This window comes from Candidatus Thermoplasmatota archaeon (assembly GCA_030018475.1).
Classification (GTDB): Archaea; Thermoplasmatota; JASEFT01; order JASEFT01; family JASEFT01; genus JASEFT01.
This window is the reverse complement of the sequence record JASEFT010000010.1, coordinates 4,751-18,656: the sequence shown is the minus strand read 5'-3', so window position 1 is coordinate 18,656 and position 13,906 is coordinate 4,751. Positions and strand designations below refer to the sequence as shown.

Annotated in this window: 12 protein-coding genes and 5 tRNA genes; 7 read left to right on the top strand and 10 right to left on the bottom strand. The window is 38.5% G+C overall.

Annotated features, from left to right (window positions below; all coding sequences use genetic code 11):
- Both QMD21_02635 and QMD21_02630 read left to right on the top strand, forming a co-directional pair.
- The coding region (locus tag QMD21_02635; GenBank protein ID MDI6855664.1) for an FAD-dependent oxidoreductase at positions 1–1,759 on the top strand (1,759 nt) is incomplete at its 5' end.
- On the top strand, positions 1,760–3,430 hold the full coding sequence (locus QMD21_02630; protein ID MDI6855663.1) for a CoB--CoM heterodisulfide reductase iron-sulfur subunit A family protein: 1,671 nt from the start codon (positions 1,760–1,762) through the stop codon (positions 3,428–3,430).
- Between the two features lie 258 nt (positions 3,431–3,688).
- Here QMD21_02630 and QMD21_02625 read toward each other — a convergent pair whose 3' ends face one another.
- The 4 genes from QMD21_02625 to QMD21_02610 all read right to left on the bottom strand — a co-directional run bounded on the left by QMD21_02625 (position 3,689) and on the right by QMD21_02610 (position 7,509).
- The gene (locus tag QMD21_02625) at positions 3,689–3,865 is read right to left on the bottom strand and encodes a hypothetical protein (GenBank protein ID MDI6855662.1); all 177 of its coding nucleotides are present in this window, start codon (positions 3,863–3,865) and stop codon (positions 3,689–3,691) included.
- 239 nt (positions 3,866–4,104) lie between these two features.
- Entirely contained in the window at positions 4,105–5,664 is a 1,560-nt protein-coding gene (locus QMD21_02620) for a radical SAM protein (protein ID MDI6855661.1), read from the bottom strand.
- Positions 5,665–5,666: 2 nt separating this feature from the next.
- A complete protein-coding gene (locus QMD21_02615; protein ID MDI6855660.1) occupies positions 5,667–7,172 on the bottom strand; it encodes a radical SAM protein in 1,506 nt (501 codons plus the stop codon).
- Position 7,173: 1 nt separating this feature from the next.
- Positions 7,174–7,509 (bottom strand): ArsR family transcriptional regulator, encoded by a 336-nt coding sequence (locus tag QMD21_02610; protein MDI6855659.1) that lies wholly within the window; start codon positions 7,507–7,509, stop codon positions 7,174–7,176.
- Between the two features lie 121 nt (positions 7,510–7,630).
- Here QMD21_02610 and QMD21_02605 point away from each other — a divergent pair.
- Positions 7,631–7,703, top strand: a tRNA-Asp gene (locus QMD21_02605).
- 49 nt (positions 7,704–7,752) lie between these two features.
- On the opposite strand, the gene QMD21_02600 is transcribed toward QMD21_02605, so the two are convergent.
- A tRNA-Val gene (locus tag QMD21_02600) sits at positions 7,753–7,825 on the bottom strand.
- A 68-nt stretch (positions 7,826–7,893) separates the two neighbouring features.
- On the opposite strand from QMD21_02600, the gene QMD21_02595 reads away from it, so the two are divergent.
- On the top strand, positions 7,894–8,175 hold the full coding sequence (locus tag QMD21_02595) for a hypothetical protein (GenBank protein ID MDI6855658.1): 282 nt from the start codon (positions 7,894–7,896) through the stop codon (positions 8,173–8,175).
- A gap of 10 nt (positions 8,176–8,185) precedes the next feature.
- Here the strand turns inward: QMD21_02595 and QMD21_02590 are convergent.
- From QMD21_02590 to QMD21_02570, 5 genes are all read right to left on the bottom strand, one after another.
- Positions 8,186–8,333 (bottom strand) — tRNA-Trp (locus QMD21_02590).
- Between the two features lie 186 nt (positions 8,334–8,519).
- Positions 8,520–8,669 (bottom strand) — tRNA-Arg (locus QMD21_02585).
- 47 nt (positions 8,670–8,716) lie between these two features.
- A tRNA-Ala gene (locus QMD21_02580) sits at positions 8,717–8,895 on the bottom strand.
- Between the two features lie 41 nt (positions 8,896–8,936).
- Positions 8,937–9,098: a 50S ribosomal protein L37e gene (locus tag QMD21_02575; GenBank protein ID MDI6855657.1), complete on the bottom strand. Its 162-nt coding sequence runs from the start codon at positions 9,096–9,098 to the stop codon at positions 8,937–8,939.
- 6 nt (positions 9,099–9,104) lie between these two features.
- On the bottom strand, positions 9,105–9,320 hold the full coding sequence (locus QMD21_02570; GenBank protein ID MDI6855656.1) for a small nuclear ribonucleoprotein: 216 nt from the start codon (positions 9,318–9,320) through the stop codon (positions 9,105–9,107).
- Between the two features lie 79 nt (positions 9,321–9,399).
- Between QMD21_02570 and QMD21_02565 the strand changes: the two genes are divergently transcribed.
- The 3 genes from QMD21_02565 to QMD21_02555 form a co-directional block, all read left to right on the top strand.
- Positions 9,400–9,879 carry an RNA-binding protein gene (locus tag QMD21_02565; GenBank protein MDI6855655.1) on the top strand — a complete coding sequence of 160 codons (480 nt, stop codon included), beginning with the start codon at positions 9,400–9,402 and terminating at the stop codon, positions 9,877–9,879.
- A gap of 89 nt (positions 9,880–9,968) precedes the next feature.
- Positions 9,969–12,386, top strand: a complete 2,418-nt coding sequence (locus QMD21_02560; protein ID MDI6855654.1) for a valine--tRNA ligase — start codon at positions 9,969–9,971, stop codon at positions 12,384–12,386.
- Positions 12,387–12,418: 32 nt separating this feature from the next.
- Positions 12,419–13,906 (top strand): ATPase domain-containing protein (locus tag QMD21_02555; protein MDI6855653.1); only part of this gene is annotated, 1,488 nt, incomplete at its 3' end.

Genomic DNA, 13,906 nt, shown 5'->3' with positions numbered 1-13,906 from the left:
GGGTGTAGAAATAAAAACAAACACAAAAATAGAAAGTATCACTAGTCTAAAAGGTTACGATGCAGTATTTGTGGCTATCGGTGCGCATAAGAGCAGAAAGTTAAAAATTCCTGGCGAAGAACTGCAAGGAGTTCTTCACGGCATTATTTTCCTAAGAGATTTAAATCTAAATAAGAAAGTCAAGGTCGGTAGTAAAGTTGTAGTAATCGGTGGCGGCAACGTTGCAATTGATTCAGCTCGCTCTGCACTAAGGTTAGGGGCTAAAGAAGTTTTTATATTGTATAGGCGGTCAAGAGCAGAGATGCCTGCAAACGAGTGGGAGATTTTGGAGGCAGAAGAAGAGGGCGTGAGGATAAATTATCTAGTAGCGCCAACAAAAATCATTGGTAAAGATGGAAAAGTTGTAGGGCTGGAATGTATTAGAATGGAACTTGGCGAGCCTGACGAAACAGGGCGAAGAAAGCCTGTACCAATCAAAGGGAGCGAGTTCATTATAGATGCAGATATGATAATACCTGCTATCGGACAGGAAACAGAAATAAACTTTTTGAAAGCCAACAATTTTGAGCTCACAAAAAAAGGCACTTTATCAGTAGATTCAAATACACTTGCTACAAATTTAAAAGGTATTTTTGCAGGCGGAGACCTTGTAAGAGGCCCTTCTACGGTCGTTGAAGCAATTGCAGATGGCTACCAAGCAGCTGTTTCTATCGACAAATACCTGAAAGGCGAAAGTTTAGAATTAAAGAGAGAAGAGAAGCATGTGGTTGGGATAGAAGAAGTTGATATTAAAGCAGTTCCGAAAAAGGCAAGAGTAAAGCAGTTGCAACTACCAGCTCAGGAAAGAATAAAAAATTTTGCAGAAGTAAACTTAGGTTTTACAGAGCAGCAAGCAATCGAAGAATCAAAAAGATGTCTTAATTGCGCTGGTTGCAGCGAATGCAAAGAATGCGAAAAAGCGTGCGAGCCTAAAGCTATTATTTACGAGCAGAAAGAAGAAATTCTAGAACTCGAAGTAGGTGCAATTATAGTAGCTACTGGATTCGAGCCTTATCTACCTTATGAGCTAACTGAATACGGCTATGGCAGATACCCAGATGTGCTAACCGCACTAGAATATGAAAGAATACTTTCAGCTTCAGGTCCTACAGAAGGAAAGATTATAAAAAGAAGTAACAAGAAAAAACCGAAAACAATAGCTTTTATTCAGTGTGTAGGCTCACGCGATATGCAACATGACCATCCGTATTGCTGTGCAGTCTGCTGTATGCATGCAACTAAAGAAGCGATGATAACTAAAGAGCATGAAAAGGATATCGATTGTTGGGTGTTCTATACAGATTTGCGTGCGCTGTCCAAAGGTTTTCAAGAATACGTGGATAGAGCAAAAAACGAATATGGAATAAAATATATAAGAGCCAAACCTGGAAGGATTACAGGAAATGGTGGTAGCGCACTTCGTGTGTGGTATGAAGATACAGTTACTTCAGAATTAAGAACATTAAACGCAGAACTTGTAGTGCTCGCTACCACATTGCTACCTAGAGAGGATGTGAGAGAAATAGCGTCAATCTTAGGTGTAGAATTGAATGAATATGGATTCTTCAGAATACCAAATCCTCTAGATGCACCAGTAGATACAACTAGAGAAGGTATTTTCGTAGCTGGGTACTGTGAAGCGCCTAAGGACATACCTGAAAGTGTAGCGCAAGGGAGTGCAGCAGCAGCAAGAGCTGCAGAAATAATTATGAGGAGATAAATGAACGAGCAAAGAATAGGAGTATTTGTTTGCCACTGCGGTAAGAATATAGGCGGCTTTATTGATGTGCCAGGTGTTGTAGATTATGCCAAAACACTACCCAATGTAGTTCATGCTGAACACAATCTTTACACGTGCTCAGAAGATGGTAGAAAGGCGATAAAGAAGGCTATTGAAGAGCAAGATCTTAACCGAGTAATAGTAGCATCTTGTACTCCAAGAACTCATGAAAAATTATTTAGGAGCACTTGTAAAGAGGCGGGCTTGAATCCTTATCTGTTCGAGTTTGTTAATATTAGAGAGCACTGTTCGTGGGTTCATATGAATGAGCCAGAAAGAGCAATTGCTAAAGCTAAGGATTTGATCAGAGCTGGAGTTGCTAAAGCCAGATTTCTAGAGTCTCTAGAGGAACTAAAAATAGACGTGGAGTCTAAAGCGCTTGTTATCGGTGCTGGTGTGGCAGGTCTAACTGCGAGTCTCACTCTTGCGAACTATGGGATTGAAACCTATCTCGTTGAAAAGGAAAAAGAACTTGGTGGGATGGTAAGACAACTTAATAAGTTGTATTTTACAAACCAAGCCCCATTAGATTTTTTAAAACCGCTGATAGAGAAGGTTGTCAAACATAAGAAAATCAAGGTGCTTACAAAATCGAATATAGAAGATGTTGAAGGATATATTGGCAATTATATTGTAACTATATCTGACCATAAAAGAAAACTAAAACTAAAAGTAGGCACAATAATAGTTGCAATAGGTGCAATAGAATACGAGCCTACTGATTTATATGGATATGGCAAAAACGAAAACGTAATTACGCAGCTTCAGCTTGAAAAATTATTAAGAGCTGGAAAACTTACAGATGTAAATAATATAATTATTATTCAGTGCGTAGGCGCTAGAGGACAAGTTTTTAGTTACTGCTCCAGAATATGCTGTATAAATGCTATAAAAAATGCAATATTAATCAAAGAAACTCTGCCTAAAACAAAAATCTCAGTACTACATAATGGAATTCAAATTTACGGCACAGAATTTGAGGAGCTCTATAGAAAGAGCAGGGAGTTAGGCGTAAGATTTAAAAAATATTCTTCAGAGCGTTTGCCAGAAGTTGTTCTTGAAAACGGAAAAACAAAAGTTAAATTCTATCACGAACTGCTGAACAGAACTTTTGAGTATGATACTGATTTGGTAGTGCTCTCTACACCACTAATTCAAAATCCTGACGCAGAGAAGCTATCTAAATTTTTAAAAGTGCCGCTTGGGCAAGATGGGTTTTTCGCTGAAGCGCATGTCAAACTCCGCCCGTTAGAGTTCGCAACTGATGGCATATATCTTTGCGGTACTGCTCATAGCCCCAAAGACGTAAAAGAGAGTACAGTTCAAGCATTAGGCGCTGCATCTAGGGCAAGTGTGCCATTAATCAATGGCTATGTACTCACAGAGCCTACAAACGCAGTTGTTAATAAAGACAGATGTAGCGCTTGCGGGATTTGCATAGCTCTTTGTTCTTATAACGCAATAGAGCGCGATGAAGAAAGAAGAGCTAAAGTTATAGAGGCAGTATGTAAAGGCTGCGGCGCTTGTAGTAGTGCTTGTCCATCAGGCGCTATTAAAATGAACCACTTCACAGATAAACAGATTTATGCGCAAGTGAGCGCTTTATTGTAACTAACCGAACTATATTATTCAGTATCAAGAGTATCCGAATATCTTCTCGTATTTTTTTTGTGAGGTAGCCACTCTATTATTATAGAAATAATAATTACTTTGTTTTCCTGCAACGGAATAAAGCAATCTCCATGCTTTTGGCATATTGTATTTCCATAAATTGTCTATGCTGTATTTCTCAATGTATTCCTTTGGTATTAGAGCGGATTTGAAGCGGATTTGGTACGGATTTGAAGTGGATTTGTGAGTTTCTCACACTTACGATGCCTGCCCTATCTTAAAATGATCTTTTAACGCTTCCAGAACCAGATCCTCAATATCTCTGCCTGAAAGGAGCTTTTTCAATCTAAGATAATCTACCACATACTCAGGCAGCCTGATAGAAGTTTTCTTCTTAACATCCCATGAGCCTTTGATTTCTATCTTCACGCTCACGGAATATTACTATTGTCTTACTGAGATATAAGCAGTGCTATTTCTGGCTGAAAAAGTGCTACGCTCTTCTGCCGCTGTCAACAGGCCCTGTGCCTATCACTCTACTTTATCAGCGTGGCGAGTGGGCATCCGAAGGACTCCCGAGCCGATGCTCACGTGGCGCAGTGTGAACCTTTGGTTGTGCAGGTCGGCTTAGATGAGGCACTCTTTCGCTGTTCACATATATTAAATTTAAAAAGTTACAGAGCGCTTACTCCTAAAAAAAACGACTCGGGATAGCCTGAAAGTCTCAATATAGGCCTGAGTATTTTACTGCCGTGCTTCCATCTATAATAAAAATAGTATCCAAATAGTGCTCCTAGCATTATTTTCCATTTGTCTTTTGGCGCCCACAAATCGATATTTCTGCGCCAGCAGGTAGCAATAAAATCCCAATGTATCGATTTCAAATCTTTTAGCTCAGCCTGTCTTGCCTCGTTGAGCAAGCATTCTTCTTCTGAAGTAAAAAGTAAAGGAACATAAAACAGTTTTAAGTGCTTCATTTTATCCAACAATTCCATTGTTGCAAGCGTATCCTCCTCTCTCTCGTCAGGCAGTCCTGCAAGCAGAGTAGCAAGCGGATAAATATCATTATCATTAAGTATTCCAAGCCCTTGAGTTACAATTTCATGCCAGTCTTTAGGTTCGTAAGGCAAAGCTTTGCCTCGCATATATTTTTCTAATAATCTTATGCTGCCAGTCTCAATTCCTATCTCGGGACATGATACCTTTTTACCGTTATTCTGCCATCTTGTTTTCTCAACCAGCATAGGGGCTATTTCTTCAATCATTTTAGGGTCGTAAACTACCGGCGGCAAAGATGAATGCGCTATCTGAATGTATTCTACATTAGGAATCTCATAGATAGTTTTTATCAGCTCTACAATCGCTTCTCTGTTTGGCACGAATCTTGGCTTGCATTTGTATATGAAAATATCGTCAGTTTGCAAGGTAATCATTTTAGCACCTGCTTTAGCGTTGAGTTCAGCCTCTTTCTTAATTTTATCTAGAGGGAAAGTATGGCGCGAACGCATTGTGGGAGAGCAAAACTGGCAGCCTTTGCCGCAACCGCGTGTTATTTCCACAACACCGAAAAGTGCAGGCTCTTTCATTACAGGTATTTGTTCGAGCCTCGGTCTCTCTGGCTCCACAACTTTAGGATTGTGCTCGTCATTAACTGCTCTCCTAAAAATTTCAGTGACTATGCTCTCACTTTCGCCTATAACAAGAGTAGTTATTCCATAAAAATCCTGCAATCCTGCTCTCTTTATCTGCCATGCCCCTGAGCCGCCAACAATTATTTTTGCATTGGCATTTTTTATAGCTGGATTTGTGATTAAATCTTTAAATTCCATTGCTGAAATAGGCTCTTTACCGAAAGCTACTAAAGATGTATAAGTTCTGCTCACAAAACCTATCCCGACAGGGTCCATTGTAGAAATACCAATTACTCTCGTATTTTTACCAATGAATCTTTTTAAGTTATACTGAGTACAAGTAACAACATTTTCGTCGCCAAACTCTTCTTTAAGCAAAACTTCTACTTTTCTTAGCCCGTAAGGCGCAAATTTAGCGCTGCCATCTTCGTTACTTTCTGTTAGAGGATACCAATACTTTCTTAAAATTTTTTTAGGAATTAATCCTGATGGAAAGCCCCCTGTAAATGCAATGAAAGGATTTAACTTAAAATCGCTAAAATCGATATCCGAAGCTGTAAGCACTATCAATGTGCCGTTGTTTTCGTCTTTCTGCTCTTTCATTTTCAAGCCGCAACTTTTAGCGGGCTCTTACCTTCCTCCATAAGCTTGATATAATGTTCTAACTTCCTTTCTGCATATCTTCTAACCATCTGCACAACCTTTAATTTTATTGTATTTATCCGCCGCATTTTAAAATGCTCCTCAATCAGTGCAGAAAGCCAGTAGAAGTTATGCCGCCAGCATGCCGCAAATAATTTCCAATGCTCTGAAGTCATGTCTTTTGCTGTGAAAAATCTCTCGCCCACTAAATTGCCTATGGGTACAAAGAAGAGCGGTACAACAAGTGATTTGTATCCTCTTAAATCTTGAACGAGTTCTCTTGTCTTTATCACATCGTCTTCAGTTTCTTTAGGCAAGCCCATAACCAAAGTAGCGCAAGGCACCCAATTATTATCTTTAAGTATTTGAAAGGCCTGTTCTACAATATTAGGCCATTCTTTTACATCGAAAGGTTTTGCTTTGCCAGCTAAATGCTCGTTCGCTAAATTTGGTGAGCCTGTCTCAATACCAGTCTGTCCTGAGTACCAGGGCAATGCGCTTGAGCCTATTCCTAGAAGGTTTGAAAGCTCTTCAATTAAATTTGGTTTTGCAACTACCGCTGCTAAACTAAAATGACTTATTCCTATATCTGAAGTTATTTTTTTAACTTCACTAAACAATCTCAAAACTTCTTCTTCATTGGGTACAACTCCTTTTGCTTTGTATCTTAGAACATCTTCAGCATGCAGAATCGTTCCTCTTTTCTTGTGCGCTTTTACATTTATTTTTACCTCTTCTAAAATCTTTTCAATTGGCAAATATCTCACTTTAAGCATTGTAGGATTGCAGAATTTGCAGCCTCTACCGCAGCCGCGCGCAATTTCTACTAAGCCGTTTACAGTTGGATTCCTAATAGTAGGTATTTTTTCTACAGGGACAACATCTCCGTGAACTATAGGTGGCAGGTGCTCGTTATTTACTGCTTTGCGAAAAAGCCATGGTGCTACGAGTTCGCCTTCGTCTATGACTATACAATCAATTCCAAGTTTGGCTCTTATCCTTTCATCTTCTAACTGCCATGCACCAGGACCGCCAACTATAACTTTTGAATCATATCTTCTGATGAGCTTATTTGTGACAAGCTTTCTGAAATATAATGCAGTATAGGTCTCATTGTTGCAGAGAGAAGAGAAAGTGGAGGATGCAGGTCCTAGTCCGAGAGGATCATTTGTTGTGATACCTATTGCCATCGTATCTTTGTTTATAACTTTATTTAGATGCTCAGGATGACCAACTACAACTTCTTTTTCGCTAAATCCGTTTTCGAGTAAAGAGGCTTCTATTTTTCTAAGACCGCAATGAGCAAATGCTGGAATACCATTAAAGCAAGGCACTGAAGGACAGAACAAACTCTTGTAGAGGGGAGTAGGTAGAAAACTAGGCGAGCAAGCTGCAAAGCCTATAAACTGATCATTGTTATACTCAGACATTAAAGTTCTATCTGCGGTAAGCACAATTTTATAGCCCATTTTAAAATCCTTGAATAAACTTGTTCAGTTTATGTATTTTTATAACGAGTTCTTGCTTTAACTTTTTTACAATTTCGCCTAAAGGCTTAAGAGAATAGCGATAAGCTAACTTTTTGTTTCTTGTAATATCAATTTTTCTGCTTAAAAAACCTTTTTTCATAAGAATGCTAAGATGATGCCTTACCGCTCTTTCAGATTTTTTCACTCTTCTAGTAATTTCAGAAACTAACAGTTTTCGACCTTTTGCTATAGTAGCAAGTATATTTGAGGAGGTTTTCGGTAGATCAGAGCTTTCAAATAACTCATAAATATTTTTTTCTGACTTGTTATTCTTCATCAGAGTTTAGAATAAAAATGTGAGTATATATGTCTTTCTGTTTTCATAGCTACGAAATAAAATTTTCATATCAAAAACTAAAAAAAATTTTAATATCTTGAAAGGGAATAATTGTTTTAGCGCCCTGGTAGTGTAGTGGTCTATCATGCAGGCCTGTCGAGCCTGCGACTCGGGTTCAAATCCCGACCGGGGCGCTCTTTCAAAGTGATAAAGATAGCGGCGTTTTTACTTCGGCTTGCACTATGGGCTCAACCGGGATCGAACCGGTGACCTCCACCTTGTGAAGGTGGCGTCATAACCACTAGACCATGAGCCCACGATCATTCGAGCTATAGTATAAACATTCACTAAATATAAATATTATCTAGCTTATATCAAAAAATCATGGTGGAAGTCGAGGACATAAGAATGAAGAAGCCTTTTGAAGATAATACTTTTATTGTTGTAGAGGGGAAGAGTGTAGAAGGATTGCCTAGTTTACGTGCACATCTTTTTCTACCGCCAAACAGATACGAATATCTAGCTACAATATCTATGAGCAGTAGAGAGTTAAGTGCTCAGGAATTAGAAAATTTTTTAGAAGAAGTAGAGAAATTAGCGAAGAAAGCACTTGAAAGGCACAGATTAGAATTAATTTTAGGTAAAAAAGGCTATCAGAGGATTTGAATTAAAAAAATGGGAGCACTGGGATTTGAACCCAGATCAGCGGGTATCCTCTTTTTGGATAGGTCATCGTTCCAGTTATTCATCAACTATCAGATCGCCCATCATTAATCATCCCTTTAACTGGAGCCCGCGAGGATACCGTGTTACCCCATACTCCCTTAACCATTATTATATTGCTCTTTCTTTTAGTCTTTTCGCTAGTCTTTTACGCTCACGCATCCTCTTCTTGCGCCATTTCCAGCGCATTTTACCCCTTTTTTTCCAGACTCTAGAGCTCCTTTTCATTCCTTTTGTCTCTAACAGTTATAACTACAATACCTTATTTAAATTTCGGTGAGAAGGAGCGGGCCCGCCGGGATTTGAACCCGGGACCACCAACTTCCAACCAGCCCTTTCTTTTCTCTTTTTCGCTAGTCATTTTTCTCTTTCTTGTAAAGAGAGAGAAAAAGGCTGTTAGAAGGCTGGTGCCCTAATCCAGACTAGGCCACGGGCCCGCATAGGAGCTAAAGTCACAAAGCGGCAAAACGAAGTTTTGCCGACGTGGACCGGAGGGGATTTCCATAGCCCCTGGCTTTTGCATGAAGGCTCTTGCCGGCCAAAAAGGCTTCTTTGAACCCCTGTCCTTCCGCATTTTGGTTTTTCCGTGAACGCTTTTTGCGAGCGTTATCGAGCAAAAAGGGTTCTTGCCAAGCGGACGATCTTCCGCTGATCTACCGGCCCAGTATAAAATATATACTTGAGCAAGAATTAAATTTTTTACTTTATCTTAATTTCGCCCAAGAGTAGCTTCGCATCCTAGAGTTAGGAAATCCGCAATAAGCGCATGTTTTTTTCTGTAAATGATAACTTCTCCTTCCACATCTCCTGCATATTATGTGGCTACGCTTATGCATTTTTCCCATTGAAGCTGTGCCTTTTACCATTTTTCATCAAGGGGAGATATAAATTACGTTATCGCCTCTAACAAGCACATTATCTAATTTCCTTTTTAGCACACCGTCAATATACTCTTCAGCATTTTTCAATACCAAATTCATATGAGGGTCATAGCCGTCGAGCAATCCTCTATACTCTTTATTACCTTTAAGTTCTACAATCACTCTTGAATTTATACTTTTATTTAATATAGCTAGAGGTTTTAGCATTTTTAAACAGATAAAAGCATCCTCATACTTAAATGTTTTTGGACATTTTAAAATACTCTTTGGGCAATTACTTACATTTGTGAGGCTAAAGAACAGACATACAATAAGTAAAAAAGAGCTAAAGTGGTTGAGTGAGAAATTAAAGTCAATATTTGGAAAGCAAATCATAAGCACCGAAAACGTTGAGACAGCCTATAGTGAGGATTTGAGCATGTCTGTTTTTATTATTGAAAATGAAATTTTAGCATTTTGTTGGAATGGCGAGCCTTTCCTTACTATTAAAGGCATTTTGAAATATAAGCCTGAAAAAAGGTACGTAACTGTAGATGCAGGCGCTATAAAAGCTATTTCTAGAGGCGCTGACGTAATGGCTCCGGGCATTGTAGATCTTGATAAAGAAATCTCAAAGGGCGATTTGGTGTGGGTAAGGGATATAACTTACAAAAAGCCTTTGGCAGTAGGTGTTGCATTAATAACTGGCGAAGAAATATTAAGTTCAAAGAAAGGTAAAGCGATAGAGGTAAAGCATCGCATTGGCAATAAGTTATGGCAAGGATGATAACTTTGACAGTCAAGAAGATCATGAGAATTTTAAGGGATGGAAGTAGGTAGAAAATTTTATTTTCACTTACATCATCTTAATTTCAGATGAATTACAACCAAAAAGATATTGAGCTCAAATGGCAAAGGAAATGGCAGGAGCTAGGAATTTATAAATTCGATGCTGCCTCTACAAAACCAGTTTACAGTATAGATGTACCTCCTCGTTATGCCTCAGGCGCTCTCCATGTAGGACATGCAATGCATTACATACACATTGATTTTGTAGCGCGTTTCCATCGTATGCTGGGCTATAATGTTCTTGTGCCGCTATGCTTCGATATTAACGGCATGCCTATTGAAGTAAACGTAGAAAAAAAGCACAATATTAGAATGAAAGAGATGCCGAGAAAAAAATTTGTTGAGCTTTGCAAAGAGTTTGCGCAATCTAATGTAGAGTCAATGAAGAAGCAATTTGTTGCGCTAGGCACTTCTTTCGATAGCAGTGTTTATTATCAAACTGATGAAGAATATTATAGACGCTTGACACAAATTTCTTTCATTAGACTTTATAAAAAAGGTCTTATTTATAAAGGCAAATTCCCAGTAAATTACTGCCCCAGATGCCACACTGCACTAGCTCATGCAGAAATAGAGTACAGTACAAGAACTACAAAATTAAATTATATTAAATTTGCAATTAAAGGCAGTAATGAGCATGCAATTATAGCTACTACAAGACCAGAACTTTTGCCAGCCTGTCAGCTTATATGTATAAATCCCAAAGATGAAAGTAAACATTATTTAGCTAATAAAAAAATTATTGTTCCTTTGTTTGAAAAAGAAGTTTCTGTTCAAGCTGACGAGGCAGTAGACCCTAATTTCGGGACAGGTACTGTGATGGTATGCACTATAGGCGACAAAGATGATTTAAAATTGGTTTATAAATATTCATTACCTCTAGAAATCGTTATTGACGATGATGGCAAACTCAAGGTCGACAAATATAAAGGTCTTACAATATCTGAAGCTCGTAACGCTATAATAGAAGATTTGAGAGTGAGAAATTTACTAGTAAAGCAAGAAGATTTAGAGCAGAATGTAGGTACTTGCTGGCGCTGCCATACACCTACAGAAATTATTGTTAAAGAGCAGTTTTTTTTAAAAACTCTTGATTTTAAAGAACGTGTTTTAAAAGCAGCTGAAGAAATGAAATGGTATCCTGAGTTTATGAAGCAAAGGCTCAGAGACTGGGTTTCAGTACTTGTCTGGGATTGGGTGATCTCAAGGCAACGCTATTTTGCTACGCCAATACCAGTTTGGGAATGCAAAAACTGCAGAAATATCGTTTTGGCTAGAGAGGAGGATTGCTACGTAGATCCTTTAGTTGACAAGCCACCTGTTGATAGATGCACACATTGCAATAGCGAAGAGCTTGTAGGCTGCGAAGAAGTCTTCGATACATGGATGGATTCTAGTGTTACTCCCCTTTATAACTCTTTTTGGGAGCGCGAGCAAAAATTATTTGATAGAATTTACCCAATGTCTTTAAGACCTCAGGCTCACGAAATTATAAGAACATGGCTTTTCTATACTATTTTGCGGTCTTTGCTACTTACCGGCAAGCCCCCTTTCAAAGAAGTAATGATAGATGGCTTTATGATGGGCCCTGATAACAGACCAATGCATACATCTTGGGGCAATGTGGTAGACCCTATGGAAATGACAAAGAAATATTCTGCAGATGCTTTTCGATACTTTTCTGCGCTTTGCGCTTTAGGACAGGATAGCGTCTTTAGAGAAAAAGATATTGTGCATGGTACGCGCTTCTGCAAAAAGTTCTGGAATATTCAGAAATTTATTAACCAGATAATTAGTAGTGAAAAACAGCAACAACTTGAGACTGTAGCGTCTGAGCTTAAAGTTATAGATAAATGGATACTTTCTAAATATAGCGAACTCCTAGAAAAAGTAACTAACTATATGAGAGAATTCAAATTTGATTGCGCGCTAAAAGAACTTGAGTATTTCGCATGGCATGAGTTTGCAGACCATTACATAGAGCTTGTAAAGTCCAGAAGCTATAGAAAAGCGCCTGAAGCTGTTTTCACTCTTTACACTATTGGACTTGGATTAGCTAAATTATTAGCTCCTTTTATACCACATTTAGCTGAAGAAGTCTACGAACTAAATTATAAGAGCTTTGAAAAAAAGATTAGCATTCATACAGAAACGTTGCCAGAGATTGTTTTAAAAGACGCTACCGCTGTTGAGAAGGGCGAATTTATTAAAACAATAGTATCAGCAATTAGAGCTTGGAAGGTAGCTCATAAAATACCTTTAAGTGAAGAGCTAGGAATGGTTGAGATAGCTACAGAGAAGCCCGAGGTTATTGAGGAATGTAGAGAAGACTTGGTAAATACGATAAGAGCAAAAGAACTTTCGGTCAGAAAGGAACTCAGGGGCGAAAAAGGCGAGCTCTTAATACTGGAAGGCGCTAAAATACTTATATCAAAACATTTATAAGGCATTTGCACTAATATAAAAGAGTTATTGAGATGGCTAGAATAAGGAAGAAGAAAGCCAAGAAAGTACCGTTACGGAAATATGTAGAAGAGGGCGATATAGATAAAACTATCGAGTATTTTAAAAACAAATTTTTAGAGCTTGAGAAAAGGGAGAATGCGGTAAAGAACAAAGAAAAACTTTTGGAAGCTGAAAAAAACAAGTTAGCACTTGAAAGTAGCAAAATTAACGAAGAGCTTGAAAAGCTAAAAAGAGTAGAAAACGCACTTAGCGAAAGAGAGATCAGCATAAAGGGCGAAAGAGAAGCTTTGGATAAGAGGATAGCAGAGTTAGAAGGGCGCCTTGCAAAAGCTGAGAAAATGCCTGAAGAAGTACATAAACTACAAGAATTAATTAAAGAGAAGGAATTAGAGCTAAAAAGGAGTCACGAAGAATTAAAGTACGAAAAGCTAAGACGTGAGCATGAGATAGCTAGGTTAACTGCACAAATTGAGTTCAAAAAGGGGCTTGGAAGTAGGGATGTAACTCAAGTTGAAAAAGAGCTTTTAGAAAGGGAGGAGAAAATCACAAAAAGAGAGGAATATTTACTTGAGAAAGAATTTGAGCTAGCAAATTTAAGAGCTGATTTAGAGCTTAAAGATGAAGAGCTACGCAGAAAAATAGATCCTTTAAAATACAAGGAAGAAGAGCTAGCCAGAAGAGAGGAGGAGCTTAGATTTAAAGAGCAGAAATTAGAGCGCGAGGTCCAAAAGTTTAAAGAAAGGGAAAAGGAGCTAAAAAAACTAGCTTTACCGCCAGGCGCTGAAGAGAAGCTCAAACTCAAAGAAGAGCTTACAAGGCTTGAGGAAGAGCTTAAAGCTAGGGAGGATGAGCTAAAAAGACGTGAAGAATATTTAAAGAGCAAAGAGAGTGAGCTTACCAGAAAAACAGAAGATTTAATAGCTGCTGAGATTTCTAGGAAAGAAAAGGAACGTAAAAGGGAGAAAGAAGCCAAGAAAGTTAAAACGGGTGTCTCAAGACTTGACGATTTGCTGTTCGGCGGTATACCATTCGGCTCCAATGTGCTTATCTACGGACCGCCTTTTATGGGCACAGATGTATTGATAAAGAGATTTGTTATTGAAGGATTAGCTAAAAACGTACCTTGTGTTGTCGTTACTGTTGATAAATCCACAACTGACATTAAAAAGGAGCTGAAAGAGCTTTTCGAAGATTACGAATCTGCTGAAAGCGCTGGGCTAGTAGGCTATGTAGATATCTATTCTAGAAGAATGGGCATGCCTTGTAACGAGCCTAATGTCGAGTACGTTGATAGTATTAGAGATCTCGACGTTATCACTCTCGCTGTCAATAATATATTTACAAAATTAAAAGCCAAAGGCGAGTATTATAGATTGGTATTCCCACTTTCTACACTCACTGCCAATCTTGGTGCTCAGCCTATTTTTAGATTTTTAGAAGATCTCACAGGAAGATGCAAAAGAGACGGCGCAGTAACTTTTTTCGCTTTGACTAAAGGC

Excerpts from the sequence above, each read along its gene's own strand:
- QMD21_02595 (MDI6855658.1), top strand. The coding sequence starts at position 7,894 with ATGGTGGAAGTCGAGGACATAAGAATGAAGAAGCCTTTTGAAGATAAT.
- QMD21_02630 (MDI6855663.1), top strand. The coding sequence starts at position 1,760 with ATGAACGAGCAAAGAATAGGAGTATTTGTTTGCCACTGCGGTAAGAAT.
- QMD21_02575 (MDI6855657.1), bottom strand. The coding sequence starts at position 9,098 with ATGGTAAAAGGCACAGCTTCAATGGGAAAAATGCATAAGCGTAGCCAC.
- QMD21_02610 (MDI6855659.1), bottom strand. The coding sequence starts at position 7,509 with ATGAAGAATAACAAGTCAGAAAAAAATATTTATGAGTTATTTGAAAGC.
- QMD21_02620 (MDI6855661.1), bottom strand. The coding sequence starts at position 5,664 with ATGAAAGAGCAGAAAGACGAAAACAACGGCACATTGATAGTGCTTACA.
- QMD21_02560 (MDI6855654.1), top strand. The coding sequence starts at position 9,969 with ATGAATTACAACCAAAAAGATATTGAGCTCAAATGGCAAAGGAAATGG.
- QMD21_02570 (MDI6855656.1), bottom strand. The coding sequence starts at position 9,320 with ATGCTAAAACCTCTAGCTATATTAAATAAAAGTATAAATTCAAGAGTG.
- QMD21_02615 (MDI6855660.1), bottom strand. The coding sequence starts at position 7,172 with ATGGGCTATAAAATTGTGCTTACCGCAGATAGAACTTTAATGTCTGAG.